Below are 25,254 nucleotides of genomic sequence, written 5' to 3'. Positions count from 1 at the left end.
CCGACACACCCGAGCCCCGTCCGCGGACAGTCACCCGGAGCGCGCCTGCGAACGCCAGGGTAGTGCACCGCGGCCGGTGGCTCCTCATCGAAGGAGCACCACCATGTCCACCCACGCCATCGAGGCGGCCGGCTTGGTCAAGACCTACGGCAAGGGCGCCAAAGCCGTCCGCGCGCTCTCCGGCCTCGGTTTCACCGTGCCCGCCGGCATCGTGTTCGGGCTGCTCGGCCCCAACGGTGCGGGCAAGTCCACCACCGTCAAGATCCTCACCACGCTGGCCGCGCCCGACCACGGCCAGGCCACCGTGGCGGGCATCGACGTGCGCCGCCACCCCGGCCGGGTCCGCCGGGTGATCGGCAGCGTCTCGCAGAAACCGGCGTTCGACCCGGTCAGCACCGGCCGCGAGAACCTGGTGCTGCAGGGTCACCTGCACGGCCTGTCCGCGGCGGACGCCCGCGCACGGGCGAAGGAGCTGGTCGGCCGGTTCGGCCTGGCCGACGCCGCCGACCGGCAGGCGGGCAAGTGGTCCGGCGGCATGCAGCGCAAGCTCGACGTGGCGCTCGGCCTGGTCGCCCGGCCCAGCGTGTTGTTCCTGGACGAGCCGACCACCGGCCTCGATCCGGAGGCCAGGGCCGAGATGTGGGCCGAGATCGCCCGGCTCTCCGGCGAGGACGGCCTGACCGTGCTGCTGACCACGCACTACCTCGAAGAAGCCGACAAGCTGGCGGCGCAGCTGGTGATCGTGGACCGCGGTCAGGTGGTCGCCACCGGCAGCCCCGAGCAGCTGAAGAACGAGCTGAACGGCGACAGCGTGCACGCCGAACTGTCCACTGTGGAGGACCTGGCCGCGGCGCGGCGGGCGCTGGAGCCGGTGGCCGGTGAGATCAGCGTGGAGGGGCTGACCGTGCGCGCCCGCGTCGCCACCGGATCGACCGCCTTGCCCGGGGTGCTCGCGGCGCTCGGCCGGGCGGGCGTCGAACCGGTGTCGATCGGCACCGCGCGCCCGTCGCTGGACGAGGTGTACCTGCGGCACGCCGGTCGCGACTTCCGCACCGCCGACACCGTGGCCGGAGGTGTCCGGTGACCACCTTCGCCTCGCACACCGGCAGGCTCACCGCCCACGCCCTGCGCCGCCTGTCCCGGCAACCGGCCTACCTGCTGTTCAACCTGATCCAGCCGATGGTGTGGCTGCTGCTGTTCGGCGAGTTGTTCCGCCGGGTGGCCGAGCTGCCCGGCTTCGCCACCGGCGACTACCTGAGCTACCTGACCCCCGGCGTGATCGTGATGACCGCGATGATGTCGGCGGGCTGGGCGGGCGCCTCGTTCATCGAGGACATGGAACGCGGCGTGATGGACCGCAATCTGACCTCGCCGGTGAGCCGGGGCGCGCTGATCGCGGGTTCGCTGGCGCACCAGTCGGTGGTCACCGTGGTGCAGTCGCTGATCGTGTTCGGCGTCGGCCTGCTCGCCGGTGCCCGCTACGACGGCGGGTTCACCGGCGTGCTGGTGGTGCTGGCCTGCGCGGTGCTGCTGTCGATCAGCTTCGGCGCGTTGTCCGACGCGCTGGCCTTGCTGGTGCGCCAGCAGGAGGCGCTGATCGGCGTCTCGCAGTTCCTGGCGCTGCCGCTGGCGTTCCTGTCCTCGGTGATGATGGCGCCGTCGCTGCTGCCGGACTGGGTCGGCGCGGTCGCCGAGTACAACCCGGTGGACTGGGCCGCCGTCGCCGGGCGCGAGGCCCTCGCCGCGGATCCGGACTGGGCGGTGGTCCTCGGCCACGGCGGGCTGCTGCTGGCGCTGGCCGCGGTGCTGGGCTGGCTGGCCACCCGGGCGTTCCGGGTCTACCAGCGCTCGAACTAGCGGTTGCCGCGGCGGCGGACGAGCACCAGCACCACGACGGCGGCGGCCACCAGCACCACGGCACCGGTGAGCCACGGCCACACCGGGGTGCTGCTGCTCTCCTCCGCGGCCTGCGGCTGCGGATCGGCGGACTGGGTGGCGACCTCGGTCGCCGGGGTGTTCGGCACGGTGGGCGCGGACGTGGGGGCCGCGCCCGCCGGCGTCGCCTCCTTGGTCAGGGTGAACCGCGTGGTGCCGGTGACCGCGTGCCCGTCGGCGCTGGTGACCTCGTAGTTCACCGCGTACTCCCCCGCCGGGCCCGCCGGGGTCACCGGCACGGTCAGCACCGGGCCCTTCGCCGCCAGCTGGCCGACCTGCCACTCCGAGGCGTTCGGCCCGGTCACGGTGACCTTGCTGGTCTCGACCTTCACCAGTTCGCTGAACCGCAGCGTGATCTGCGCCGGCGCGGCTTCGAGCGTGGCGCCCTGCGCGGGATCGCTGGACTCCAGCTTGGCGTGCGCACCCGCCGGTCCGGCGGTGGCCAGCAGGGCGAAGGCGGTCAGGAACAGCGACACGGCGGTGCGCTTCATCGCGGGGTTCTCCTCGAGGTCGTCGACAGCCGAAGAATATGCCTCAGCCCTGGGTATGACAGCCCGGACTCCGAGGTAGACGGCACGGCGGCCGGTTTAGGTTCAGCCCGTGCCGAAAATTCACCTGCTGCTCGCCGATCTGGCCGCGGCCGCGCTGGTCACCGCGGCCTACTTCGGCTTCCAGGACGGCGGCCGCCCGTTCTGGGTGGTGGCGCTGGTGGTGGCGGCCATCGGCCCGCCGCTGGCGGTGCGGCGGGTGTGGCCGCTGCCGGTGCTGGCCGTGGTCGCCGCCGGCTCGTTCGCCGCGGTCCTGCTGGACCTGACCAAGGAGCCGCTGCTGCCGGTTTCGTTCGTGCTCTACGCGGTCGGCCTGCTGGTTCCGGCGGTCCGCGCGATTCCCGCGCTGGTGACCACGCTGATCGCCACGGCGGCGGTGCTGCTCGCCGGGTCACCGGACTCGCTGTTCGGCGCCCCGGTCGAAGCCGCCCTGATGCTGTGGGTGTTCATGGCCGCGGCCTGGGGCGCCGGTCGGGCGGTGCGCGTGCTGCGGGCCGGGGAGGCGCGGCGGCACGCCCGGCGTGCGGCGGAGGCGCTGAGCGGCGAACGCCTGCGCATCGCCCGTGAACTGCACGACGTGGTGGCGCACAGCATGAGCCTGATCGCGGTCAAGGCGTCGGTGGCCAACCACGTCGCCGAGCAGGACCCCGGCGAAGTCCGTGACGCCCTGCGGGTCATCGAGCAGACCAGCCGCGGCACGCTCACCGAACTGCGCCGCCTGCTCGGTGTGCTGCGCAGTCCCGAGGGCGCGGAACTCGCGCCGTCACCGGGCCTCGGCGAACTCGGCAAGCTCGCCGAGCACGCCCGTGAAGCCGGGATCGACGTCGTCCTGCGCGTCGACGACGTGGACCTGCCGGAGAGCCTGGGCCTGTCGGTGCACCGCATCGTCCAGGAATCCCTGACCAACGTGGTCAAGCACGCCGGGGCGAAGCACTGCGAGGTGGTGGTCGCCGCCGACGAGCACCACCTGCGGATCGAGGTGACCGACGACGGCCGCGGCCCCGGTTCCGGCACCGGCGGGCACGGTCTCCTCGGCATGCGCGAGCGGGCGATGATGTACGGCGGTGCCTTCGAAGCGGGCGCGGCACCGTCCGGCGGGTTCCGCGTCAGCGCCCGCCTGCCCCGCGAACCGGACGAGGGGGAACGGTGATCCGTGTGCTGGTGGCCGACGACCAGGCCCTGCTGCGCGGCAGTTTCCGCGTGCTGGTGAACAGCGCGCCGGACTGCGAGGTGGTCGCCGAGGCGGGCAACGGTGCCGAGGCGGTCGAGGCGGTCCGGCGTTGCCGACCGGACGTCGTGCTGATGGACGTGCGCATGCCGGAGGTCGACGGCATCGAGGCCACGCGCCGCATCTGCCAGGAGACCACCGGCGTGCGCGTGCTCATGCTCACCACCTTCGACCTGGACGAATACGTGTTCGCCGCGTTGCGCGCGGGCGCCAGCGGTTTCCTGCTCAAGGACACCCCGCCGGCCGACCTGCTCTCCGCCATCGCCGTGGTCGCCGCCGGTGACAGCCTGCTCGCCCCCGCCATCACCCGGCGGCTGATCGAGGAGTTCGCCCGGCAGGGTGCCCCCGCCCGGCAACCGGCCCGCGAACTCGGCCTGCTCACCGCCCGCGAACGCGAGGTGCTGGCGCTGATCGCCCGCGGCCTGTCGAACACCGAGCTCGGCGAGCAGCTGCGGGTCAGCCAGGCCACCGTGAAAACGCACGTCGGTCACCTGCTGAGCAAGCTGCACGCCCGCGACCGCGCGCAACTGGTGATCGCCGCGTACGAGTCCGGCCTGGTCACGCCGCGGCGATGACCTCGGCGCGGCACAGGAAGGCGAACGGCGCCCGCCCGATCCGGGTGAGCACCACGCTCGCCTCCCCGGTACCGGCCAGCTTCATCCGGCGCCGCAACGCGTCCGGGTCGACGTCGAGCCCGCGCACCAGGACCTCCAGGCGCCCGATCCCGTGCCGCCGCAGCATCGCCCGCAGGCTCTTCTCCTGGTACGGCCCGTGCTCGACCACCCGGAACGCCCGCACCCCCGGCGGCGGCGTGTCCCCGGTCAGGTAGGCGATCCGCCCGTCCAGCTGCCAGAGCCCGTGCCGCGCGCCGTAGTGCCGGACCAGCCCGGCCCGCACCACCGCCCCGTCCGGATCGACGATCCACTGCCCCACCGGGGCCACCGGGACGTCGTCCGGCTCGGCGTCGGTGATCGTCCATTGTGTACCGTCCGACCGCAGCACGGTGGCCCTCCTCGACACCGTCGCCGGCTCACCCGCCCACAGGCAGGCTTCGCGGACCTGACCGTCGAGCGAGACCAGTTCGATCTCGCGGGCCCACGGCACCGCCTCCGGCGGCAGGCCCGGTGCGCACTTCACCACCAGGTCACGGCCGGTGTACGCGGCCGCCAGTTCGTCCAGCGGCGGCGCGAAGTCCGCCGGTTTCCAGGTGCGGCGGCCCGACGAATCCCGGCGAGCCGGATCCGCGACCACGACGGCGTTCCCGTCACGTGGCCGCAGCGCATCCGCCCGCAGCAGTTCGGCCTCGACCCCGGCCTCGGCGCAGTTGTGCCGCGCCATGGCCAGCCGCACCTCGTCGAGGTCCGAGCCGGTGCACCCGCTCGCCGTCTTCGCCAGTTCGACCAGGTCGGCGCCGATCGAGCAGGTGACGTCGTGGACCTCGCGGCCGGTCAGCCGCTCCGCCCGGTGCCGGGCCACCACCGAGGCGCTCGCCTGCTGCAACGCGTCCCCGGTGAACAGCCAGTTCGCCGCGTCGTCCACCTTGGCCACGGCCTTCCGCCGCAGCAGCACCGTTTCCAGCACCGCGGCGTAGTGCTCACCGATCTCGCGCTTGGCCGTGGCCACGTCGGCGATCCGGGTGCGGTCGGTCAGCGGCAGCTCCGCGCACCTGGCGAGCGCCGCCTCCCCCGCGCCGGAACGCAGGAAGGCGACGTCGCCGAGGGTGAACGAGTAGGCCAACTACAGCCCGGTCGCGGCGGGCGGCTTGGTGCCGGTGATCATCACGTTGTAGAACAGCTGCCGCGGCAGCACCTTCGCCAGCACCTTCTTGTCCACGGCGGACAGCCGCAGCCACAGGTGGTAGGCGAACAGCCGCCACCGCACGGTCAGCTTCTCCTGCGGCACCGCGGCTTCGAAGGTGCGGATCGGCCAGCCCGCCAGCGCCGCGGCGAACTCCTCGGTCACCGCGCGCACGTCCACCGCGCCCGCGCCCAGCGCCATGCCCTCCAGCTCGGACGGGTCGAAGGTGTGCAGGTCGACCACCGCTTCCAGGGCCGCCGCCCGCGAGGACTCGTCCAGTTCCTCCTGCGGCCGCCGCCAGCCCGACAACGCGGGCAGCTTCGTCACGTTGGTGGTCAGCCACCAGGTCAGCTGGCCGAGCCGGCGGGCGTAGAAGTTGCCGATCTTGGTCGGTTCACCGGCGAAGACGAACCGCCCACCCGGCTTGAGCACCCGCAGCACCTCGCGGAAGGCCGCGGGCACGTCCGGGATGTGGTGCAGCACCGCGTGCCCGACCACCAGGTCGAAGCTGTTGTCCGGGTACGGGATGCGCTCGGCGTCGGCCACCCGGCCGTCCACGTCCAGGCCCAGGTTCTCGGCGTTGCGCAGCGCCACCTGCACCATGCCGGGCGACAGGTCGGTGACCGAGCCCTTCTTGATCACCCCGCCCTGCATCAGGTTCAGCAGGAAGAAGCCGGTTCCGCTGCCCAGCTCCATCGCGGTCGGGTACGGGCTGTCCTCCTCACCGGCCACCGCGCGGAACACGTCGGTGGCGTAGGTGATGCAGCGCTCGTCGTAGGAGATGGACCACTTCTCGTCGTAGGTCCCGGCTTCCCAGTCGTGGTAGAGCACGTTGGCCAGCTTCGGGTCGCCGAAGGCGGCCTTGACCTCTTCCTCGGTCGCGTGCGGGTGCGGCGCCGGGTCGTTCACCTCGGTCATCGGCTACTTCCCCTCGAAGGTGGCCTTGCCGGGGCCGTTCTCGATGAACGACCGCATGCCCGCCGCCTGGTCCTCGGTCGCCCACAACCCGGCGAACAGCTGCGTCTCCAGCTTGAGCCCGTTGGCCAGGTCGAGGTCGAGCCCGCCGTCGATGGCGGCCTTGGCCGCGCGCAGCGCCACCGCCGGGCCGTTCACGAACTGCGCGGCCCACTTGTGCGCCGCCGCGTACACGTCGTCGGGGGCGACGACCTCGTCCACGATGCCGAGCGCCAGCGCCTCCTCGGCCTTGACGAACCGGCCGGTGTAAACCAGGTCCTTGGCCTTGCTCGGGCCGATCAGCCGGGCCAGCCGCTGCGTGCCACCGGCCCCGGGGATCACCCCGAGCTGGATCTCCGGCTGGCCCACCTTGACGTTGTCCCCGGCCACCCGGCGGTCCGCGGTCAGCGCCAGCTCGAGCCCGCCACCGAGGGCGTACCCGGTGATCGCGGCGACGGTCGGCTTCGGAATGGCGGCGAGCAGGCTGAGCGAGTTCGACAGCGCTGTGCCGAAGGTCACCATCTCGGGGTAGGAGCGGGCGGCCATCTCCTTGATGTCCGCACCACCGGCGAAGGTCTTCTCCCCGCCGTAGAGGATCACCGAGCGGATGTCGGCGCGCTCGGTCACCTCTTTCGCGGCTTCCGCCAGCTCGGCCTGCACCTGGTTGTTCAGCGCGTTGACCGGCGGGCGGTCCAGCCGGATCGTGCCCACCCCGGCGTCGACCTCGACAGCTACGAACTCTCCCACGCCCATCCTCCTCGGCAAGCTTGACTGGTTCCCGCAGGCTACCGGGCAGTACGCGAACTCAGCGGCGACGGGCGAAGTAGCGCTCGCCCCAGCGCTCGAGCGCCAGGTCCTGCGCGAAGGTGGCGGACAGGTTCTCACTGGTCAGCACGTCGTCCACCAGTCCGGAAGCGACCGCGCGGCCGTCACGCAGCAGCAGCGCGTGCGTGAAGCCCGGCGGGATCTCCTCGACGTGGTGCGTGACCAGCACCATCGCCGGCGCGTCCGGGTCCATCGCCAGCTCGGACAGCCGCGCCACCAGGTCCTCGCGGCCACCGAGGTCCAGCCCGGCCGCGGGCTCGTCGAGCAGCAGCAGCTCGGGATCGGTCATCAGCGAGCGGGAGATCAGCACGCGCTTGCGCTCCCCTTCGGACAGCGTGCCGAAGGTGCGGTCGGCGAGGTGCTTGATGCCCATCGCGCCCAGCAGTTCCTCGGCGCGCTCGGTGTCGAGCGTGTCGTACACCTCACGCCAGCGGCCGAGCACCGCGTACCCGGCGCTGACCACCACGTCCCGCACGGTCTCCTCATTCGGCACCCGCGAGGCGAGCGCGGCCGAGGTGAACCCGATCCGCGGCCGCAGCTCGAACACCGAGACCTTGCCGATGCGTTCCCCGAGCAGGTCCACGCTGCCGGTGGTCGGGTGCAGTTCGGCGGCGGCCAGGCGGAGCAAGGTGGTCTTGCCGGCCCCGTTCGCGCCGAGCACCACCCAGCGTTCGTCGAGTTCCACCGCCCAGTCGAGGTCGGCGAGCAGGTCGTTCTGGCCGCGCCGCACCCCCACGCCGCTCATCCGCACCACGAGGTCGTCAAGTTCGTTCGGCTGCGTCAGCTCGGTCACGGCGTCATTGTCACCGACGCGACCGGGCCCGCGCTCAACGGCCTACCCCCAGTGCGTCCACCGCGTGGAACACCTCACGCGGTGTGCACGATCTGTGGCATTCTCGTGGGGTGATCAGGCCGACAACCGCATGGCGCCGCACCGGGTGGCGCAACATGTGGTCCGACCTGACCGTCGACCTCCTGCTCGTCGCCTCCTGCGGGTGTACCACCGCGCGGCACGGCAGTTGAGTTCTCCTCCTTCCTGTTCGGTGTGACCCTTCTCGGTCCGCTCCGTGCCGCGCGCAGTGCACCCCTTTCCCGTTCACGCACGCGCCCCGGAGGCACCCGTCATGACCCAGTCGCTCGCCCGCGCCGACATCGAGATCCACCCCCGCATCACCGATCCGCTGCTCCCCGACCTGCTGCACCCGGAACGGCAGCTGTGGACCCCGCGTGAGCTGGCCGACCTGACCAGGACGGTGACCAACGAGCTGACCGGCAGCCTGCGCTCGATCCTCCGGTTCGACGAGGAGCAGCGGTGGTGGGCCCGCCTCGCGCTCACCGACGGTGTGGAGCTGTGGCTGCTGTCGTGGCTGCCGGGCCAGCACACCACCCCGCACGACCACGGCGGTGCCGCCGGCTCGTTCACCGTGCTGCAGGGCGAACTGGCCGAGGAGTACCGCTACCCGGGCGGTCCGATCCGCCGCCGCTCCCACTTCACCGGCGACGGCATCGGTTTCGGCGCCGGCCGGGCCCACCAGGTCACCGGCGCCGGCGCCACCCCGGCGGCCAGCGTGCACGCCTACTCGCCCCCGCTCGTGCCCACGCGCTCGTACACCAGCCTGGCTGACGTGCCCGCGCAGATCCCGCCGCTCCCTGCCAGTCTGACCCGGTGAACATCAACGACGTGCTCGCCGCCGCCCGCTCCACCCTGACCAGGGTGGAGCCGGAGGCGGCCAGCCGCCTGCAAGCCGACGGTGCCCTGGTGGTCGACATCCGCCCGCACGCCAACCGCGCCGAAGAGGGCGAAATCCCCGACTCGCTCCCGGTCGAACGCATCCACCTGGAATGGCGGCTCGATCCCACCGGGGACCACCGCCTGCCCGAGGTGCACCCGGACCGCCCGGTCGTCGTGGTCTGCAACGAGGGCTATGCCTCCAGCCTCGCCGCCGCCGACCTCAAACGGCTGGGCCTGCCCCACGCCACCGACCTGATCGGGGGTTACCGGGCGTGGAAGGCCGCCGGCTTGCCCACCATTCCGGGCGGTCGCCCCGCCGTTCCGTAACCCGGCACATCGCTTTCAGAGCCGCCGGTGCCTGAGCCTGCTTCTGGCCTGCCCAATCGAGTGAACGGCGATGACGCGGAGGATGGCGGGCACGTGCCCATGGCGACTGGGGCGTTTTGCGCCAGGGCCGGACCGCCGGCTGCCCTGGTAGTCCAGGTCGCCGAGGACGGGGGTGCGGGCCAGCGGGGGTGGCGGCGTGGCGCAGGGTGCTTCAATCCCAGCCCGGAACCGGGCGCCCGAAAGCCTTCGAATGGGGGCCGGGTGGTGCCACCCGGCCCCCGGGATCAAAGCTGCTTCAGATCAATGGCGGCAGCCATGGCGTGGTAACCGGCGTCGTTCGGGTGCAGGCGGTCGCCGCTGTCATAGGCGGGCAGCATTCCGTCCGGGTCGGCCGGGTCCGCCAGCGCCCGGTCGAAGTCGACCACCGCGTCGTATTCGCCCGAGGTGCGGATCCAGTGGTTCACCTCGTCCCGCACGGCTTCCCGCTCGGCGCTGAAGTAGAACGAACCCTTGAACGGCGTCAGCGTGCCGCCGATCACCCGGACACCACCGGCCTTCGCCTGCCGGATCAGGTCGCGGTGCCCCGCGATCAGGTCCGCCGCGCTCACCGACGGCGTCGCCCCGATGCAGTCGTCCGGCGGGAAGGCGCTCATGCCGATGTCGTTGATGCCCTCCAGCACGATCACCGAGCGCACCCCCGGCTGGTCCAGCACATCCCGCTCGAACCGGGCGGTGGCCTTCTCCCCCAGGCAGTTCGAGTCGGTCAGCACCCGGTTGCCGCTGATCCCGCTGTTGACCACCGGGCGCTTGCCGCCCAGCCGCTCGGCCAGTTCGTCCGGGTACCGGTTGTCCGCGTCCACTGTGGACAGCGCACCGTCGGTGATCGAATCGCCGAAGGTGACCACCGCTCCCTTGCCCGGCGCGAGCACCTCCACCCCGGAGAGCAGGTACCAGGTGGTGGACGTCTCGGTGAACGCCGCGGCGCCGGTGTCCGAGCGGTGGTCACCGGCCGCCCGGTAGCTGGTCGCGTTCGCGTTCAGGTGGGCGGTCACCGGGCCGGTCGGCTCGCGGAAGTACAGCGTGACCGTCAACCGCTCCAGCGGCCCCACCAGCAGCGGCAGCGGATCGCTGCGCAGCTCCCCGCCCGCCGGGATCTCCGCCGCCCGCCGGCCGCGGAACGTCAGGTTCCGCACCGAGCCCGGCTTGACCGCGGCGCCCTCGGCCGACCGCGCCACCGTCGCGCCGGTCAGCCGCATCGGCTGAGCGCCGTATTCGTTCGACAACCGCACCCGCGCGGCCACCCCGCCCGAGGACACCCGGACCACCTGACGCACCGACTGGTCGGCGAAGCCCTCCTCCGACCAGTTCGGCCCCAGGCCGAACGACGGCTTCTGCGCCGCCGTCGCCCAGGTTCCGGCCCACAGCCCCGCCTCCGGCGCGGCGGCCGCGGCGGGTGCCGTGGCGAGCCCCGCCGCGGTCACCAGACCCAGCAGCAAGCCGAGCACTCTTCGTTTCATCGGACCTGACCTCCCAGTTCTCCAGGTGTGGCGAACGCTAGCGAAGGGGTCCGACAAAAACGAGGCTCAGGCGTGGATGACGCGGCCCAGTTCGGCCGGGGTGGCCAGCAGCCGGTGGCGCGGCAGCACCCGGACGGTGTAACCGAGCGAGCCCGCATAGGGCAACCGGAGCTTCGCCGTGAACGCGCCGATGCCGGCCGGTTCCATCGCCACGGTCACCGCTTCGGCCAGGTCGTCGGTGTCGCCCACCTTGCCGATCACCGCCTGGACGTCCACTTCGGACGGATCGAGGCCCGCCAGGTCGATCCGCGCGCCGACCCGCACCTCGGTGCCGACCATCAGCGCGTCCGGCGCCTCCACCTGCAGATCGGTGTCCAGGATGACCAGCCGCGGCCAGGCGACCTCCACCTTCGTCCGGTACTCGGCCAGCGACCGCGCCCCGCGGTAGTCCGCGGAAACGGCGCCGTGCACCATCTCCGCGGCCGGGCGGTACCCGGTCTCGACGTACTCCCGCACCATGCGCGACGCCTGCAGGCGCGGCCCGAGCGTCTGCAGCGTGTGCCACACCCGCGAGAGCCAGCCCTCCGGCGTGCCCCCGGGACCGCGGTCGTAGAACAACGGCACGATCTGCAACTCCAGCAGGTCGTACAGGGCGGCGGCCTCGAGGTCATCGCGGCGCAGCGGGTCGGCCACCCCGTCGGCGGTCGGGATCGCCCAGCCGTTGCTGCCGTCGTAGCACTCGTCCCACCAGCCGTCTCTGATCGACAGGTTCAGCCCACCGTTCAGCGCCGACTTCATCCCGGAAGTCCCACAGGCCTCCAGTGGCCTCGTCGGATTGTTCAACCAGACGTCACAACCCCGGTAGAGGTACCGCGCCATCGCCATGTCGTAGTCGGGCAGGAAGACGATCCGGTGCCGCACGCGCGCGTCGTCGACGAACCGCACGATCTGCTGGATCAGCGCCTTGCCGCCCTCGTCGGCCGGATGCGACTTCCCGGCGACCACCACCTGCACCGGCCGTTCCTCGTCGAGCAGCAGCGCCCGCAGCCGGTCCGGGTTGCGCAGCATCAGGGTCAGCCGCTTGTAGGTCGGCACGCGCCTGGCGAAGCCGACGGTCAGCACATCCGGGTCGAAGACGTGGTCGGTCCAGCCGAGTTCGAGCGCGGAGGCCCCCCGCTGCAGCCAGGCGGCCCGCACCCGGCGGCGCACCTCCATCACCAGTTTCTGCCGCAGGTCCCGGCGCAGCGCCCAGAGCTGCTCGTCGCTGACCCGGTCGCGGATGCCGGACCAGTTGTCGGAATCGCCGTCGTACCCCCACTCCTCGTGGCTGCCGCCGAGCAGCGCGCTCAGCTCGCGCGCCACCCAGGTCGGCCCGTGCACCCCGTTGGTCACCGACGAGATCGGCACCTCGCGCTCGTCGAACCCGGGCCACAACCGCGCGAACATCCGGCGCGAGACCCGGCCGTGCAGCTCGGACACCCCGTTCGACCGCTGCGCCAGGCGCAGGCCCATGTGCGCCATGTTGAACATGCCGGGGTTCTCCTCGGCACCGAGGGCGAGCACGCGGCGCAGGTCCACGTCCGGCACCAGGCGGCCGTCGCCGAAGTAGCGCTGCACCAGGTCGACCGGGAAGCGGTCGATGCCGGCGGACACCGGGGTGTGCGTGGTGAACACCGTCCCGGCCCGCACCGCGGACAGCGCCTGGTCGAACTCCAGCCGCCCGTCGCGCATCACCTCACCGGCGCGTTCGAGGCCGAGGAAACCGGCGTGCCCTTCGTTGGTGTGGAAGACCTCCGGCTGCGGGTGCCCGGTCAGCGCGCAGTACTGGCGCACCGCGCGCATGCCGCCGATGCCGGCCAGGATCTGCTGGCGGATGCGGTGGTCGGCGTCACCGCCGTAGAGGCGGTCGGTGACCCCGCGCAGGTCGTCGTCGTTGACCTCGGTGTCGGTGTCCAGCAGCAGCAGCGGGATGCGGCCCACGCGCGCCTTCCACACCTGCGCCAGCAGCTCCCGGCCGCCGGGCATGGCGACGGCGACGTGCATCGGCGTGCCGTTCTCGGTGGTGACCAGCTCCAGCGGCAGGCCGATCGGATCGATCACCGGGTAGTGCTCCACCTGCCAGCCGTCGAGCGAGAGCGCCTGCCGGAAGTACCCGGCGCGGTAGAGCAGGCCGACGCCGAGCATCGGCACACCGAGGTCGGACGCGGCCTTGAGGTGGTCGGCGGCGAGCACGCCGAGGCCGCCGGAGTAGTTCGGCAGCGCCTCGGTGACGCCGAACTCCATCGAGAAGTAGGCCACCGCGGCGGGCAACCGGCCCTCGCCGTCCTGGGCCCGCCGCTGGTACCACCGCGGCTCGGTCAGGTAGTGCTCGAGGTTCTCGGTCGCGGCGCGGGCGGCGGCGAGGAAGTCGTCGTCGAGCGCCAGTTCCTCCAGCCGGGCCGGTGGCAGCGCGGTGAGCAGCCGCAGCGGGTCCCTGATCTCGTTGAACAGCTTGGCGTCGATCGAGGCGAACAGGTCCCGCGTCGGCGGGTGCCAGGTCCAGCGCAGGTTGGTGGCCAGCTCGCGGAGCCCGGCCAGTGGCTCCGGCAGACTCGGGCGGACGGTGAACCGGCGTACTGCTCTCATGCCGTGACCCTAGCGTTCCGGGCCCTGTTCGCCCGTTCGCCCACTACAGCCGGTCACCTGCCCCACAATGGACCCATGCGCACGCCCGCGACCCTGCTCGCGCTCGCCCTCGCCGTGGTGTCGCTGGCTGCCTGCGGCACGCCGGTGCGGGGCACCGCCGTCCGCAGCCCGGCGGTGATCGCCGAGGACCTCGCCCGCAGCACGAAGAGCGTGGTCGAACCGGACTTCGTCAACGGCTCCGACGGCGGCGACGTGGACCGGCTCGCCGCGACCGCGATCACCGACATCCAGGCGTACTGGACGCGGACCTTCCCGGAGGTGTTCGGCGGCCAGTGGGTCGACCTGCAGGGCGGTTTCTACTCCGTGGACACCGCCGACGCGTCGGCCGAACCACCGCCGTGCACCGAGTCGGCGGCCACGATCAGCGGCAACGCCTACTACTGCGGCAACGGCGACGTGATCGTCTGGGACCGCGCCGCCCTGCTGCCGGTGCTGACCGAGCGGTTCGGCGGGGGCGGGGTGCTGCTGGTGCTGGCCCACGAGATGGGGCACGCGGTGCAGCAGCGCACCGGGCTCGGCCGCGGTGGTGACCGGGACAGCGCCGCGCTGTACCCCGGCATCGTGATCGAGGCGATGGCCGACTGCTACGCCGGTTCGTTCGTCCGATGGGTGGTCGACGGCAACGCCGAACACCTCCAGGTCGGCCGGGACGAACTCGATTCGCTGATGCGGGCGCTGATCACCTTCCGCGACCCGCTCGGCACCTCCCACCGCGAGGAGTCGGCCCACGGCGACGCCTTCGACCGCGTGTCGGCCTTCCAGGACGGCTTCGAGTCGGGCCCGAAGCTGTGCGCCGACATCACCGCCGCGAACCGGGCGTTCACCCAGCGCGCCTTCATCAGCGCCGAGGACGAGGCGCGTGGCGGGAACCTGCCGCTGCCGGACTTGCTGCCCGCCATCTCCGAAGACCTCGGCACGTACTTCACCGGCGCGCTCTCGGAGTCGGGCCACGAGTGGACCCCGCCGAAGGTCGAGCCGGTGGCCAAGGACCCCAGCTGCGCCGGCGGGGCGCAGGGCGCCGTGGCGTTCTGCCCGGACGAGAACGTGGTGCAGGTGCGCGAGGAGGGCACGGTCGGCGACATCCACACCGGCATCGGCGACTTCGGCACCGGAACCGTGCTGGCCAGCCGCTACGCCCTCGGCGCACTGGGAGCCGCGGGCAGGCCGACCACCGGCGAACCGGCGCAGCGGAGCACGCTGTGCCTGGCCGGCGCCTACACCGGTTCCCTGCTCAACCCGCAGGGCGACAAGTTCACCGTGTCGCCCGGTGACCTCGACGAAGCCGTGCAGGTCCTGCTCGGTTACGACTACCCGGCCCGCGACCTCGACGGTGGCTCGATCAAGTCCGGTTTCGACCGCGTGTCCGCTTTCCGCGGCGGTGTGGTCGGCGGGGCCGAGGCGTGCGATCTGGGGTGATCCCCGCACGGCGGCCGTACCCGCTTAGTAGGGTGCGCTGTGCCGGACTTGGTTTCAGCCCTGGTGAGGGGCCGGAGAACGAAACGAGCGACGATGGTTAAGAACTGGGGGCGGGGGGCCCTGCTCGCGCTGACCGCCGTGCTCACGCTGAGCGCGTGCAACGGCAAGGGCGACAACGCCGGTACCGACGAGAACAAGACCACCGAGGGGAACGTCGCCGGCCTGCCGGTCACGCACTTCGAGAGCGGGCTGAAGGACGACGCGCCGAAGCCGAACCTCAACGTCAAGAACGCCACCGACAGCGTCGAGGACCAGATCGCCATCGCGTCGATCGCCGACGTCAGCGAGTACTGGGCCCAGGAGATGCCCGTCCACTTCGGGCAGGAGTTCGAGCCGGTCAAGCAGTTGCAGTCCTACGACCCGACCACCGATCGCGAAGAGGTCTGCGGGGCGTCGCTCAAGGAAGCCGCGATGAACGCGTTCTTCTGCCCGCCGGAGGACCTGGTCGCCTGGGACCGCAAGCAGCTGCTCCCGCTGCTGCGCGAGGAGTTCGGCCCGATGGCCATCGTGACCGTGCTCGGCCACGAGTTCGGGCACGCGGTGCAGTACCGCCTCGGGGAGAAGGCGGGCATGACCAAGAACACCTCGACGCTGGTCAAGGAACAGCAGGCCGACTGCTTCACCGGCGGCTACTTCCGCTGGATGGCCGAGGAGAAGAGCAAGTACTTCCGGGTGTCCACCTCGGAGGGCATCAACCAGGTGCTCGCGTCGCTGTACATGATCCGCGACCAGGCCGGTCAGTCCGCCAAGGACAGGTCCGCGCACGGCACCGGCTTCGACCGCACCTACGCCTTCCAGCTCGGGTTCGAGAAGGGCGCCAAGGAGTGCGCCGGGATCAACCAGCAGAACGTGGACCAGCGCATCACCGAACGCCCCTTCGACAAGCAGGACAAGGGCAAGGGGGACACCAAGATCGACATGACCGCGATCGGGCACCTGCAGAAGAGCCTGGACGCGGCGTTCGGCAAGGCGGGCGCGCAACCGCCCAAGATCGTCGACGAGGGCGGGACCTGCCCCGGCGGCCCGGCCACCCCGCCGGCGTCGTACTGCCCGGACACCAACACGGTGAACATCGACCTGCAGGCGCTGAACGCGCTGGGCCGCACCGGTGACCGCAAAGCCGAGTTCGAGGGCGAGGACCCGGGCGGGCTCGGCGACTTCGCGGCGTTCGCGGAGGTCGCGTCGCGGTACACGCAGGGCATCCAGAAGGGTGTCGGCGCGTCGCTGGACAACGCGAACGCCGGGCTGCGGACCTCGTGCCTGGTCGGCGCGTGGGCGGCCGAGTCGAACAAGCCGGGGGCGACGTTGCGGCTGTCCTCCGGAGACCTCGACGAGGCGATCGCGGAGCTGTTGCAGCCGAAGAGCGTGATCGCTGCCGACGTCAACGGCAAGCAGGTGGAGAACGGGTTCGAGCGGGTCGAGTCGCTGCGGCGCGGCTACCTCGAAGGCTCGGGCGCCTGCTCGCAGCAGTACGGTTAAGGCACGGAAAGGGGGCTTCGCCGAGTGGCGAAGCCCCCTTTTTTGTGCTCAGAACAGTGCGGAGGCGAGGTTGCGGCGGGCCTTGAGCACCCGCTCGTCGCTGGCGTCGAACAGTTCGAACAAGCCCACGAGGTGCTCGCGCACGCGGTTGCGGTCCTCGCCCGCGGTCCGCCGGACCACGTCGATGAGCCGGTTGAACGCCTCGTCCACCTGCATCTGGGCCAGTTCGAAGTCCGCCGCGGCGAGCTGGGCGTCGAGGTCATTCGGGTCCGCGTCCGCACGGGCGACCGACGACGGGTCGACCTGCGCCGACCGCTCGGCGAAGCTCACCTGCACCAGCGCCGCCTTGGCCTGCTCGTTGGCCGGCTCGGCGTCGAGGATGCGCTGGTAGGCGGTCTTGGCGGCGGCGTAGTCACCGCGTTCGAAGGCGTCCTCGGCCTCGGTGAAGCGGGGGTCCTCCGGCTCCTCGGCGGGCGCGCCGGCCGCGTTCGGGATGCCGGGCAGCTTGTCCTTGAGGGCGTCGAGCAGCGACTTGAGCCATTCCCGGATCTGCGGTTCCGGCAGGGCGCCGGAGAAGGCGTCGACCGGCTGCCCACCGGCGATCGCCACGATCGTCGGAATGGACTGCACGCCGAACAGCTGCGCGATGCGGGGGTTGGCGTCCACGTCGACCTTGGCCAGCACCCAGGCCCCGCCGGATTCGGCGGCCAGGCGCTCGAGCACCGGGCTGAGCTGCTTGCAGGGGCCGCACCACTCCGCCCACAGGTCGACCACCACGAGCTGCTTCAGCGACCGTTCCACGACGTCGGACTGGAAGGTCGCCTCACTGACCTCGATCACCGCGTCCGCGGCGGCGGGCGGGCCGTCGCCACCGGCGGGTGGGGGCGAACTCTGCGCCGGGCGCTGCTGTCGCGCCGCGTCGGCGCGGGCCTTGAGCGCGGAGAGGTCCACCGCGCCGGACAGCGCGGCGGAAAGGGCTGCTGACTTGGCTGCGGATCCGCGTGGGTGTGTCACGGTTCCATCCTGGCACGGCCCGGCCCCTGCTTCACCGCAGGTGCTGCTCCAGCCGGTCCACCTTGCCGGTCAGTTCCCCGGTGTGGCCGGGCCGGATGTCCGCCTTGAGCACCAGCGACACCCGCGGCGCCTCGGCCTGCACCACCTCGGTCGCCCGCTTCACCACCGCCATGACCTCGTCCCACTCCCCTTCCACCAGCGTGAACATGGCGTTGGTTTCGTTGGGCAGCCCGGAGTCGCGCACCACCTGGACCGCCTTCGCCACCGCCTCGGCCACCCCGGCCGATTCACCGAGCGGGGACACGCTGAATGCGACGATCATGGGAAGTACCTCCGAAGGGAGCGGAAACCGGCTGGATAGGCACCACCCTGCCCCACCGACGCGGTACCCGCTGGTAACTTCGGCAGCCATGAACAGCCCGCTGCCCTTCGATCCCATCGCCCGCGCCGCCGAGCTGTGGGAAGAGCGCATCGGCGACTCCGGCACCATGGCCGCGGTGACCGGGATCATGCGGGTCCAGCAGATCATCCAGTCCGCCGTGGACGGTGCGCTGAAGCCGCACGGCCTGACCTTCGCCCGGTACGAAGCGCTGGTCCTGCTGACCTTCGCGAAGCGGTCCAGCCTGCCGATGCGGGTGATGGGCGAACGCCTGCAACTGCACCCGACGAGTGTGACGAACATCGTGGACCGCCTGGAGAAGGACGGTCTGGTCAAGCGAGTACCGCACCCGACCGATCGCCGCACCACGCTGGTCGAGATCACCGACGAGGGCCGTGTGCGCCGGGAGCAGGCCACCGAGGCGGTCACCGCGATCGACTTCGGCCTGAACGGGCTCACCGACCGGCAGACCCAGCAGCTGATCGAGCTGCTGACGAAGGTCCGCAAGGCGACCGGCGACTTCACCGAATGACCGAACGGGGGCCGCCGGTGGCGACCCCCGTTCGAGTGTTGTCCCGCTCAGGCGGCGACGGGCTCGGCCTTCTCGGCGAACAGGCCGGTGCCACCGTGCGCGACCAGCTCGGGGCCGTCCAGCTTGCCGGTGCGCAGCGCCCACTTCTCGAAGGCCCAGGTGGCCAGCGGCGGAATGCTCGCCACCAGCGCCAGCACCAGGGTGCTCGCCTTCCAGCCCAGCGGCTTGGTCACGACGAGGGAGGAGAGCACGTAGACCACGAAGACCACGCCGTGCACCATGCCCAGCACCGGCACGCCACCGTCGCCGGACTCGACGACGTACTTGAAGAACATCCCGATCAGCAAACCGGCCCAGGACAGCGCCTCGGCCACGGCGGCCACGCGGAAAAGTACAGCGGCCTTGCTGGACACGACTTCCTCCTATAAGTCGAAAAAACGTCCGTACAACGGGTGCGGACAGATGCGTTCCTGCCCACGTCAACCGCGTTGTCGGACGATGTGATCCCAGTGTGAGCCGTGATCGCGATCACCGGAACACCGGGGGTGCGTGATCACGCTCACCGCAGCGGTGAGCGACAACCTTGTCACGCTCCGATGAGGGCCGGGTATTGACAGTGCACCGCGCCCTGGTGTGCAATTTCGGCACTATGACAACGTTGTCGTCTCCCGGCCGGGGCAGCGCCCGCCGCGCCACGATGAGCGATGTGGCCCGGCTCGCGGGCGTGAGCATCAAAACCGTGTCACGTGTGGTGAACGACGAACCAGCGGTTCACCCCGACACCGCCGAGCGGGTCATGTCCGCCATCGAGCAGCTCGGCTTCCGGCGCAACCTCGGTGCGCGCAACCTCCGCCGCGGCTCGACCACCGGCACGATCGGGCTGATCGTGGAGGACGTCGGGAACCCTTTCTACTCCGAGCTCAACCGGGCCGTGGAGCGGGTGGCCGGCGCCCACGAACGGCAGGTGCTCACGGGTTCGTCCGAAGAGAACCGCGAGCAGGAGCGCGAGCTGGCGCTCGAATTCTGCTCCCGCCGGGTGGACGGCCTGCTCATCGTGCCCGCCGGCATGCAGCACGGTTACCTGGTTCCGGAGATGCGCGCGGGTACGCCGGTGGTGTTCATCGACCGCCCGGCCGGCGACATCGTGGCCGACACGGTGCTGGTGGACAACATCGGCGGCACCGTCGAGGCGGTCACCCACCTGGCGGCGCACGGGCACCGCCGCATCGCCTTCCTCGCCGACACCGCGGGCATCTACACCGCCAGCGAGCGCCTGCGTGGTTTCCGGGAGGGCTGTGCCCGAGCCGGCATCCGCTACGACGAGCGCCTGGTGATCATGCGCAAGCCGACCGAGGAGAGCGTCGGCGAGGCGATCCGCACCCTGCTCGCCGGTCCCGAACCGGCGACCGCGGTGGTCGCCGGCAACAACCGCGTCACCGTGCACCTGCTGCGTGCCCTGGCGCACAGCCCCCACCGGCCGGCCCTGGTCGGTTTCGACGACTTCGAACTCGCCGACCTGCTCAACCCTCCGGTCAGCGTGATCGCGCACGACGTCAGCGCGCTCGGCGAGGCCGCGGCCAACCTGCTGTTCGCCCGGATCCAGGGCGATCAGTCCACCCCAAGAAAGGTAGTCCTGCCAGTGCGTCTTGTAGCCCGCGGTTCCGGCGAGGTGGCACCTCGATGAGCGCTCCCTACGCTCCGCTCCGGCTCCCCGCGAACCAGCCGCCGCAGTTCTACCGCGGTGGTGAAGCCATCGCGAGGTTGCGCGGGCTCTCCGCCTCCGCCAGCGACTTCGGCCCGGAGGACTGGGTCGGCTCCACCACCACGCTGTACGGCCAGGACACCAACGGCCTGACCAAGCTCGCCGACGGCCGCTGGCTGCGGGACGTGGTCCGCGCCGACCCCACCGGCTGGCTCGGCGCGAAGCACGTCGAGGCGTTCTCCGACTCGACCGGCCTGCTGGTGAAGCTGCTCGACGCCGGTCAGCGCCTCCCGGTGCACTTCCACCCGACCGACGCGTTCGCGCAGAAGCACTTCGACTCCCACTTCGGCAAGACCGAGGCGTGGATCGTGGTCGGCACCTACGGCGACGACCCGCGGGTCTACCCCGGTTTCCGCGAGACGCTGAGCAAGCAGACCATCGACGAATGGGTGCGGGAGCAGGACACCCCGTCCATGCTCGGCGCGCTGAACAGCGTGCCGGTCACCCCCGGCGACACGGTGTACATCCCGGCCGGGCTGCCGCACGCCATCGGCGAAGGTGTGTTCGTGGTCGAGCTGCAGCAGCCGACCGACTTCTCCCTGACCATCGAATGGCGCGATTTCCTCGACAATCCGGAAAAGGGCCACCTCGGCCTCGGTTTCGACACCGCGCTGGAGGCCCTGGACACCACCGGCTGGGACCCGGACCGCCTGGAGACCATCATCCGCCGCACCGCGGACGCCGAAGAGTCCACTGTGGACCTCCTCGCCGACGGTTCCGGCGAGTTCTTCCGCGCCGAGCAGCTCCGCCCCAGCCAGCCGCTGGCGCTGGACCCGTCGTTCTCGGTGCTGGTCGTGATGGACGGCACCGGCACGCTCCGCACCGAACACGGGGACGAGCTGGAGCTGAGCAAGGGCGAAACCCTGGTGGTGCCGTTCGGCGCCGGTGCCACTGAGTTGTCGGGGGATGTGACCCTCATCCGCTGCCGCCCCCCGGCCCCGGAACGGAGGCCCGGTCCATGAGTGAACTGCTGCTCGACGCCCAGGAGCTGACCAAGCGCTACGGCTCGGTCGAAGCCCTGCGCGGTGCCTCGTTCCAGGCGTACGCCGGTGAGGTCACCGCGTTGATCGGGGACAACGGCGCGGGCAAGTCCACCCTGGTCAAGTGCCTGTCCGGGGCGGAGCAGCCCACCGCGGGCAAGATCGTGCTGGACGGCGCGGAGGTCACCCTGGACTCGCCGACCACCGCCCGGCGGCTCGGCATCGAAACCGTGTACCAGGACCTCGCGGTGGCCCCGGAACTCGACCCGGCGGCCAACCTGTTCCTGGGCCGGGAGATCCATCGGAAGGGCTTCCTCGGGAAGCTCGGCATGCTCGACAAGGCCGAGATGCGCCGTCAGGCGGTCGAGCACTTCCAGCGCCTCGGGGTGAGCCTGCAGAGCACCGAGGTCCCGATCGCCGCCCTGTCCGGCGGGCAGCGTCAGAGCGTGGCGGTGGTCCGGTCGGTGGTGTGGGCCAGCAAGGTCGTGTTCATGGACGAACCCACCGCGGCACTGGGCGTGGTCCAGCGCGAACGCGTGCTCGACGTGATCAAGAAGGTGCGCGACCAGGGCATCGCCGTGGTGCTGATCAGCCACAACATGCCCGAGGTGCTGTCGGTGGCCGACCGGGTCGAGGTGCTGCGGCTGGGCAAGCGGGTGGCCCGGTTCCAGGCCGCGGACACCAAGCTCGAGGACCTGGTGGCCGCGATGACCGGCGCTCTGACACAGGAGGAGGTGGCGTGAGCATGACGACCGGTCCCGCCAAGGTCCAGTCCGAAGTAGACGGAACCGGCGGCTTCGCCAAGCGCCCGCTCGGTGCCCGGCTGGTGGCCGCGAACACCTTCTGGATCGCCTTGGTCCTGCTCGCCCTGTGCGTGGTGTTCACCATCGCCGCACCGGGCGAGTTCGCCACGGTGTTCACCTTCCAGACGCTGCTCATCGAAATCGCGGTGCTGCTGGTGCTTTCGGTGGGCATGACCTTCGTGATCATCACCTCGGGCATCGACCTGTCCGTCGGCTCGGTGCTGATCTTCGCCGGCATGGTGTCCGCGAAGACGATGGAGGCGCTCAGCCCGGGCGGCACCGCGACCAACGCCGGCTGGGACGTGATTTCGGTCGGCCTGGTCGCCGGGGTCGTGGCGGGCACGGTGTGGGGCCTGATCAACGGGCTGCTGATCGCCGTGGCCAAGATCCCGCCGCTGATCGTCACGCTCGGCACGATGGGCGCCGCCCTGGGCGCGGCGTACCTGCTGAACAACGGCTCGGACGTGCGCAGCGTGCCGACGGTGCTCAACAACACCCTCGGCTACGGCACCTGGTTCGGCATCCCGAACCTGGTCCTGGTGGCGGCGGTGATTACGCTGATCGGAGCGTGGCTGCTGCACACCACCAGGTTCGGCCGCTACACCTACGCGGTCGGCTCCAACGCCGAGGCCGCACGGCGTTCCGGCATCGGCGTCACCGCGCACCTGCTCAAGGTGTACACGCTGACCGGGTTCCTGGCGGGCATGGCGGGTTTCATGTCGCTGGCCTACTACGCGTCGACGACGATCTCCGCGCACACCACCGACAACCTCAACGCCATCGCCGCCACGGTGATGGGCGGTACCAGCCTCTTCGGCGGCATCGGCTCGGTGCTCGGCACGGTGATCGGGGTGTTCATCCCGGCCGTGCTGAAGAAGGGCTTCAACATCACCCAGGTCCCCGACTTCTGGCAGATGATCGCGGTCGGCGCGGTGCTGATCGCCGCGGTCTGGTTCGACCAGCGACGCCGGCGGCTGCGCAACAGCCGCTGATCCCGTTCCCGGCAACCGCACAAAGGGGTGCACCCATGAAGTTCAACCGGAAGACCTTCGCCGCCGTCGGTTCGGCGCTCGCCATCGCCGCACTGGTGTCCGCCTGCGGCGGCTCGGGGCAGGTCGGCCAGAGCAACAACGCCGGCAACCAGCCCACGCAGAACAACAAGAAGCTCACCCTGATCCCCGGCGTGCAGGCCGAGCCGTTCTACATCTCGATGCAGTGCGGCGCCGAAGCCGAGGCGAAGAAGCTCGGCTACGAACTGAACACCTCCGCCCCGCAGAGGTTCGACGCCGCCATGCAGACCGAAAAGGTCAACGCGCTCGGCTCCGCCCCACCGGCCGGCCTGCTGATCGCCCCGACCGACGACACCGCAATGCTCGCCCCGATCCAGCAGGTGAAGAACCGCGGCACCAAGATCGTCGAAGTGGACACGGCGCTGAAGGACACCGGCGTGGCCGTCTCCTCGATCTCCTCGAACAACGCCGAGGGCGGCAAGCTCGCCGCCCAGACCCTGGCCAAGCTGATCGGCGACAAGCCGGGCTCGGTGCTGGTGCTGGACACCATCGCCGGCACCTCTACCACCAACGCCCGCGCCAAGGGCTTCGAGGAGGAGCTGAAGAACTTCCCGAACCTGAAGTCCGCCGGTGTGCAGTTCACCCAGAACGAGCCGGACCAGGCCGCCTCGAAGGTGACCGCCGCCCTCGCCTCCACCCCGGACCTGGTCGGCATCTTCGCCACCAACCTGAACACCGGTGAAGGCGCGGCCACCGGCCTGCGCAACGCCGGCAAGATCGGCCAGGTCAACCTGGTCGGCTTCGACGCCAGCCCGTCCGAGGTCGAGGGGCTGCGCAAGGGCGAGTACCAGGGCCTGATCGCCCAGGACCCGGCGTCGATCGGCCAGCAGGGCGTGCAGCAGGCCGTGGCCGCCCTGGAGGGCAAGCCGGTGCAGCGCAACATCACCGCCGACCTGCACTCCATCACCAAGGACAACATGGACGCCAACCAGCAGTACTTCTACAAGCAGCAGTGCTGACCGGCCCGGCGGCGGGGACTGTCCAGACGAGGCAACCGTGGCCAGTCCTCACCGCCGGTTCAGCCGAGTTCGGCGAGCCGTTCCGCCAGCCAGGCGCGGGCCGCCCGCCAGAGTCCGGCCCCCAGCGAGATCCGCGCCACCCCCAGTCCCACCAGTTCCGCCCGCTGCGGCCCGCCCGGCCACAGCGTGGCGTTCACGGCCGCCGGTCCCACCGCCGCGACGAACGCCTGCAACACCTCAGCCGACCGCACGTGGATCGGGTACACGCAGTCCGCACCGGCGCCGAGATACGCCCGCGCCCGTTCCACGGCTTCATCGAGCACGGCCTTCTCGTCCTCCACCCCCAGGAACACGTCCACCCGGGCGTTGATCACCAATCCGGCACCGGCTGCCTCACGGACCGCACCGAGCATCTCGACCTGCTCGCCGAGCGGACGAACCCCTTGACCAGGTTCGGTGTCCTCCAGATTGCAGCCCACCACACCGATCTCCAGCAACCGCCCGGTCAGTTCCTCGGGCTCGAGCCCGTAACCCGACTCCGCGTCAACGGTGACCGGAACGTCGACCACACGCGTGATCCGTGCCGCGGCCGCGAACATCTCCGCCGCCGGAGCCCCTTGGCCATCCGCGTAGCCGAGCGACTCCGCGACCGCCGCCGAACTGGTGGCCACCACCGGATGTCCCGCCGCCACCACCAACCGCGCGCTGTCGGCGTCCCAGACGTTCGGCAGGACCAGCGGACGTCCCGGGACGTGCAGCTCCCGGAGCTTCGCCGCCGTCACCGGGGCAGCGGCTTGTGGCTCGTGACACCCAGCCGGTTCCAGACGTTGATCACGGCCACCGCCCAGCACACCGCCCGGTACTGGTCCTCGGTCAGGACCTTGGTCGCCTGCTCGTACACCTCGTCGGGCACGTCCTGCCGCTCGGACAACTTCGTGATCGCGTCGGTCAGCGCGAGCGCCGCCCGCTCCTGCTCGGTGTAGAGCTCGGTCTCCCACCACGCACCGAGCAGGAAGATCCGGCGTTCGTCCTCACCCAGTTCACGAGCCGCCCGGCTGTGCGAGTCCAGGCAGTAGGCACAGCCGTTCAACTGCGACCCACGGATCTTGACCAGCTCGATCAGCTTCTGGTCGAGTCCCGCGTTCGCCGCCGCCTTCTCCACTTCCGTGTGCAGGGCCAGCAGGGAGTTGAAGAGGGTGGTATCCGCAGACAGTTGGATTCGCTTCGTCACGTCTGGCACGCTACCGGCAAC

26 protein-coding genes are annotated in these 25,254 nt (G+C 71.0%); 14 read left to right on the top strand and 12 right to left on the bottom strand.

Features of this window, described 5'->3' with window-relative positions:
• Window positions 1-103: 103 nt before the first annotated feature.
• Together AC07EG_RS17455 and AC07EG_RS17450 are read left to right on the top strand one after the other, a co-directional pair.
• Window positions 104-1,084 (top strand): ATP-binding cassette domain-containing protein, encoded by a 981-nt coding sequence (locus AC07EG_RS17455; RefSeq protein WP_478254130.1) that lies wholly within the window; start codon window positions 104-106, stop codon window positions 1,082-1,084.
• On the top strand, window positions 1,081-1,857 hold the full coding sequence (locus AC07EG_RS17450) for an ABC transporter permease (protein WP_478254129.1): 777 nt from the start codon (window positions 1,081-1,083) through the stop codon (window positions 1,855-1,857). Before AC07EG_RS17455 ends, AC07EG_RS17450 begins: the two co-directional genes overlap by 4 nt.
• Here the strand turns inward: AC07EG_RS17450 and AC07EG_RS17445 are convergent.
• The gene (locus AC07EG_RS17445) at window positions 1,854-2,426 is read right to left on the bottom strand and encodes a copper resistance CopC family protein (protein ID WP_478254128.1); all 573 of its coding nucleotides are present in this window, start codon (window positions 2,424-2,426) and stop codon (window positions 1,854-1,856) included. The two genes, AC07EG_RS17450 and AC07EG_RS17445, sit on opposite strands and share 4 nt — an antisense overlap.
• Window positions 2,427-2,535: 109 nt before the next feature.
• On the opposite strand from AC07EG_RS17445, the gene AC07EG_RS17440 reads away from it, so the two are divergent.
• Window positions 2,536-3,633 carry a sensor histidine kinase gene (locus AC07EG_RS17440; RefSeq protein WP_478254127.1) on the top strand — a complete coding sequence of 366 codons (1,098 nt, stop codon included), beginning with the start codon at window positions 2,536-2,538 and terminating at the stop codon, window positions 3,631-3,633.
• Complete coding sequence (locus AC07EG_RS17435; RefSeq protein WP_478254126.1) at window positions 3,630-4,286, top strand: response regulator; 657 nt, start codon at window positions 3,630-3,632, stop codon at window positions 4,284-4,286. Before AC07EG_RS17440 ends, AC07EG_RS17435 begins: the two co-directional genes overlap by 4 nt.
• Here AC07EG_RS17435 and AC07EG_RS17430 read toward each other — a convergent pair.
• The 4 genes from AC07EG_RS17430 to AC07EG_RS17415 are packed head-to-tail and all read right to left on the bottom strand — an operon-like array spanning window position 4,270 to window position 8,080.
• Window positions 4,270-5,448, bottom strand: a complete 1,179-nt coding sequence (locus tag AC07EG_RS17430; protein WP_478254125.1) for a THUMP-like domain-containing protein — start codon at window positions 5,446-5,448, stop codon at window positions 4,270-4,272. The two genes, AC07EG_RS17435 and AC07EG_RS17430, sit on opposite strands and share 17 nt — an antisense overlap.
• Window positions 5,449-6,426, bottom strand: coding sequence for a class I SAM-dependent methyltransferase (locus AC07EG_RS17425; RefSeq protein WP_478254124.1), 978 nt, complete (start codon window positions 6,424-6,426; stop codon window positions 5,449-5,451).
• Window positions 6,427-6,429: 3 nt separating this feature from the next.
• Entirely contained in the window at window positions 6,430-7,209 is a 780-nt protein-coding gene (locus tag AC07EG_RS17420; protein WP_478254123.1) for an enoyl-CoA hydratase/isomerase family protein, read from the bottom strand.
• Between the two features lie 58 nt (window positions 7,210-7,267).
• Window positions 7,268-8,080, bottom strand: a complete 813-nt coding sequence (locus AC07EG_RS17415; RefSeq protein WP_478254122.1) for an ABC transporter ATP-binding protein — start codon at window positions 8,078-8,080, stop codon at window positions 7,268-7,270.
• Window positions 8,081-8,411: 331 nt separating this feature from the next.
• On the opposite strand from AC07EG_RS17415, the gene AC07EG_RS17410 reads away from it, so the two are divergent.
• Entirely contained in the window at window positions 8,412-8,957 is a 546-nt protein-coding gene (locus tag AC07EG_RS17410) for a cysteine dioxygenase (protein WP_478254121.1), read from the top strand.
• Window positions 8,954-9,346: a rhodanese-like domain-containing protein gene (locus AC07EG_RS17405; RefSeq protein ID WP_478254120.1), complete on the top strand. Its 393-nt coding sequence runs from the start codon at window positions 8,954-8,956 to the stop codon at window positions 9,344-9,346. The genes AC07EG_RS17410 and AC07EG_RS17405 overlap by 4 nt, the downstream gene beginning before the upstream one ends.
• A gap of 284 nt (window positions 9,347-9,630) precedes the next feature.
• Here AC07EG_RS17405 and AC07EG_RS17400 read toward each other — a convergent pair whose 3' ends face one another.
• Window positions 9,631-10,863, bottom strand: a complete 1,233-nt coding sequence (locus AC07EG_RS17400) for an SGNH/GDSL hydrolase family protein (RefSeq protein ID WP_478254119.1) — start codon at window positions 10,861-10,863, stop codon at window positions 9,631-9,633.
• Between the two features lie 66 nt (window positions 10,864-10,929).
• The gene (glgP, locus tag AC07EG_RS17395) at window positions 10,930-13,488 is read right to left on the bottom strand and encodes an alpha-glucan family phosphorylase (RefSeq protein WP_478254118.1); all 2,559 of its coding nucleotides are present in this window, start codon (window positions 13,486-13,488) and stop codon (window positions 10,930-10,932) included.
• A gap of 75 nt (window positions 13,489-13,563) precedes the next feature.
• Here glgP and AC07EG_RS17390 point away from each other — a divergent pair, with 75 nt between their 5' ends.
• A complete protein-coding gene (locus tag AC07EG_RS17390) occupies window positions 13,564-14,964 on the top strand; it encodes a neutral zinc metallopeptidase (RefSeq protein ID WP_478254117.1) in 1,401 nt (466 codons plus the stop codon).
• Between the two features lie 93 nt (window positions 14,965-15,057).
• Window positions 15,058-16,503 (top strand): neutral zinc metallopeptidase, encoded by a 1,446-nt coding sequence (locus AC07EG_RS17385; protein ID WP_478254116.1) that lies wholly within the window; start codon window positions 15,058-15,060, stop codon window positions 16,501-16,503.
• Between the two features lie 48 nt (window positions 16,504-16,551).
• Here AC07EG_RS17385 and AC07EG_RS17380 read toward each other — a convergent pair whose 3' ends face one another.
• Together AC07EG_RS17380 and AC07EG_RS17375 are read right to left on the bottom strand one after the other, a co-directional pair.
• Window positions 16,552-17,517 (bottom strand): tetratricopeptide repeat protein, encoded by a 966-nt coding sequence (locus AC07EG_RS17380; RefSeq protein ID WP_478254115.1) that lies wholly within the window; start codon window positions 17,515-17,517, stop codon window positions 16,552-16,554.
• A 31-nt stretch (window positions 17,518-17,548) separates the two neighbouring features.
• A complete protein-coding gene (locus AC07EG_RS17375) occupies window positions 17,549-17,839 on the bottom strand; it encodes an MTH1187 family thiamine-binding protein (RefSeq protein WP_478254114.1) in 291 nt (96 codons plus the stop codon).
• An 88-nt stretch (window positions 17,840-17,927) separates the two neighbouring features.
• Between AC07EG_RS17375 and AC07EG_RS17370 the strand changes: the two genes are divergently transcribed.
• A complete protein-coding gene (locus AC07EG_RS17370) occupies window positions 17,928-18,428 on the top strand; it encodes a MarR family winged helix-turn-helix transcriptional regulator (protein ID WP_478254113.1) in 501 nt (166 codons plus the stop codon).
• Between the two features lie 47 nt (window positions 18,429-18,475).
• On the opposite strand, the gene AC07EG_RS17365 is transcribed toward AC07EG_RS17370, so the two are convergent.
• Complete coding sequence (locus AC07EG_RS17365; RefSeq protein WP_478254112.1) at window positions 18,476-18,841, bottom strand: DUF3817 domain-containing protein; 366 nt, start codon at window positions 18,839-18,841, stop codon at window positions 18,476-18,478.
• 284 nt (window positions 18,842-19,125) lie between these two features.
• Here AC07EG_RS17365 and AC07EG_RS17360 point away from each other — a divergent pair, with 284 nt between their 5' ends.
• From AC07EG_RS17360 to AC07EG_RS17340, 5 genes are read left to right on the top strand one after another with little or no spacing between them, the layout of a single operon-like run.
• The gene (locus AC07EG_RS17360; RefSeq protein WP_478254359.1) at window positions 19,126-20,112 is read left to right on the top strand and encodes a LacI family DNA-binding transcriptional regulator; all 987 of its coding nucleotides are present in this window, start codon (window positions 19,126-19,128) and stop codon (window positions 20,110-20,112) included.
• Window positions 20,109-21,152: a class I mannose-6-phosphate isomerase gene (locus AC07EG_RS17355; RefSeq protein WP_478254111.1), complete on the top strand. Its 1,044-nt coding sequence runs from the start codon at window positions 20,109-20,111 to the stop codon at window positions 21,150-21,152. The genes AC07EG_RS17360 and AC07EG_RS17355 overlap by 4 nt, the downstream gene beginning before the upstream one ends.
• Complete coding sequence (locus AC07EG_RS17350; protein ID WP_478254110.1) at window positions 21,149-21,913, top strand: ATP-binding cassette domain-containing protein; 765 nt, start codon at window positions 21,149-21,151, stop codon at window positions 21,911-21,913. Before AC07EG_RS17355 ends, AC07EG_RS17350 begins: the two co-directional genes overlap by 4 nt.
• A gap of 2 nt (window positions 21,914-21,915) precedes the next feature.
• Entirely contained in the window at window positions 21,916-22,965 is a 1,050-nt protein-coding gene (locus AC07EG_RS17345) for an ABC transporter permease (RefSeq protein ID WP_478254358.1), read from the top strand.
• Window positions 22,966-23,000: 35 nt separating this feature from the next.
• Entirely contained in the window at window positions 23,001-24,002 is a 1,002-nt protein-coding gene (locus AC07EG_RS17340; RefSeq protein ID WP_478254109.1) for an ABC transporter substrate-binding protein, read from the top strand.
• A gap of 59 nt (window positions 24,003-24,061) precedes the next feature.
• On the opposite strand, the gene AC07EG_RS17335 is transcribed toward AC07EG_RS17340, so the two are convergent.
• Together AC07EG_RS17335 and AC07EG_RS17330 are read right to left on the bottom strand one after the other, a co-directional pair.
• Window positions 24,062-24,784, bottom strand: coding sequence for an isocitrate lyase/PEP mutase family protein (locus AC07EG_RS17335; RefSeq protein WP_478254108.1), 723 nt, complete (start codon window positions 24,782-24,784; stop codon window positions 24,062-24,064).
• Complete coding sequence (locus AC07EG_RS17330) at window positions 24,781-25,233, bottom strand: carboxymuconolactone decarboxylase family protein (protein ID WP_478254107.1); 453 nt, start codon at window positions 25,231-25,233, stop codon at window positions 24,781-24,783. The genes AC07EG_RS17335 and AC07EG_RS17330 overlap by 4 nt, the downstream gene beginning before the upstream one ends.
• Window positions 25,234-25,254: the final 21 nt, after the last annotated feature.

The organism is Amycolatopsis sp. NPDC045836 (assembly GCF_056431745.1).
The sequence above is the reverse complement of the archived record's forward strand: the minus strand, read 5'-3'. Positions and strand labels throughout refer to the sequence as shown.

What these genes read in the sequence shown, in the direction of transcription:
- AC07EG_RS17375 (WP_478254114.1), bottom strand. Translation starts at nt 17,839, where the DNA reads ATGATCGTCGCATTCAGCGTGTCCCCGCTCGGTGAATCGGCCGGGGTG.
- AC07EG_RS17390 (WP_478254117.1), top strand. Translation starts at nt 13,564, where the DNA reads ATGCGCACGCCCGCGACCCTGCTCGCGCTCGCCCTCGCCGTGGTGTCG.
- AC07EG_RS17385 (WP_478254116.1), top strand. Translation starts at nt 15,058, where the DNA reads ATGGTTAAGAACTGGGGGCGGGGGGCCCTGCTCGCGCTGACCGCCGTG.
- AC07EG_RS17455 (WP_478254130.1), top strand. Translation starts at nt 104, where the DNA reads ATGTCCACCCACGCCATCGAGGCGGCCGGCTTGGTCAAGACCTACGGC.
- AC07EG_RS17400 (WP_478254119.1), bottom strand. Translation starts at nt 10,863, where the DNA reads ATGAAACGAAGAGTGCTCGGCTTGCTGCTGGGTCTGGTGACCGCGGCG.
- AC07EG_RS17350 (WP_478254110.1), top strand. Translation starts at nt 21,149, where the DNA reads ATGAGTGAACTGCTGCTCGACGCCCAGGAGCTGACCAAGCGCTACGGC.
- glgP (WP_478254118.1), bottom strand. Translation starts at nt 13,488, where the DNA reads ATGAGAGCAGTACGCCGGTTCACCGTCCGCCCGAGTCTGCCGGAGCCA.
- AC07EG_RS17355 (WP_478254111.1), top strand. Translation starts at nt 20,109, where the DNA reads ATGAGCGCTCCCTACGCTCCGCTCCGGCTCCCCGCGAACCAGCCGCCG.
- AC07EG_RS17340 (WP_478254109.1), top strand. Translation starts at nt 23,001, where the DNA reads ATGAAGTTCAACCGGAAGACCTTCGCCGCCGTCGGTTCGGCGCTCGCC.
- AC07EG_RS17370 (WP_478254113.1), top strand. Translation starts at nt 17,928, where the DNA reads ATGAACAGCCCGCTGCCCTTCGATCCCATCGCCCGCGCCGCCGAGCTG.
- AC07EG_RS17360 (WP_478254359.1), top strand. Translation starts at nt 19,126, where the DNA reads ATGAGCGATGTGGCCCGGCTCGCGGGCGTGAGCATCAAAACCGTGTCA.
- AC07EG_RS17345 (WP_478254358.1), top strand. Translation starts at nt 21,916, where the DNA reads ATGACGACCGGTCCCGCCAAGGTCCAGTCCGAAGTAGACGGAACCGGC.
- AC07EG_RS17410 (WP_478254121.1), top strand. Translation starts at nt 8,412, where the DNA reads ATGACCCAGTCGCTCGCCCGCGCCGACATCGAGATCCACCCCCGCATC.
- AC07EG_RS17445 (WP_478254128.1), bottom strand. Translation starts at nt 2,426, where the DNA reads ATGAAGCGCACCGCCGTGTCGCTGTTCCTGACCGCCTTCGCCCTGCTG.
- AC07EG_RS17425 (WP_478254124.1), bottom strand. Translation starts at nt 6,426, where the DNA reads ATGACCGAGGTGAACGACCCGGCGCCGCACCCGCACGCGACCGAGGAA.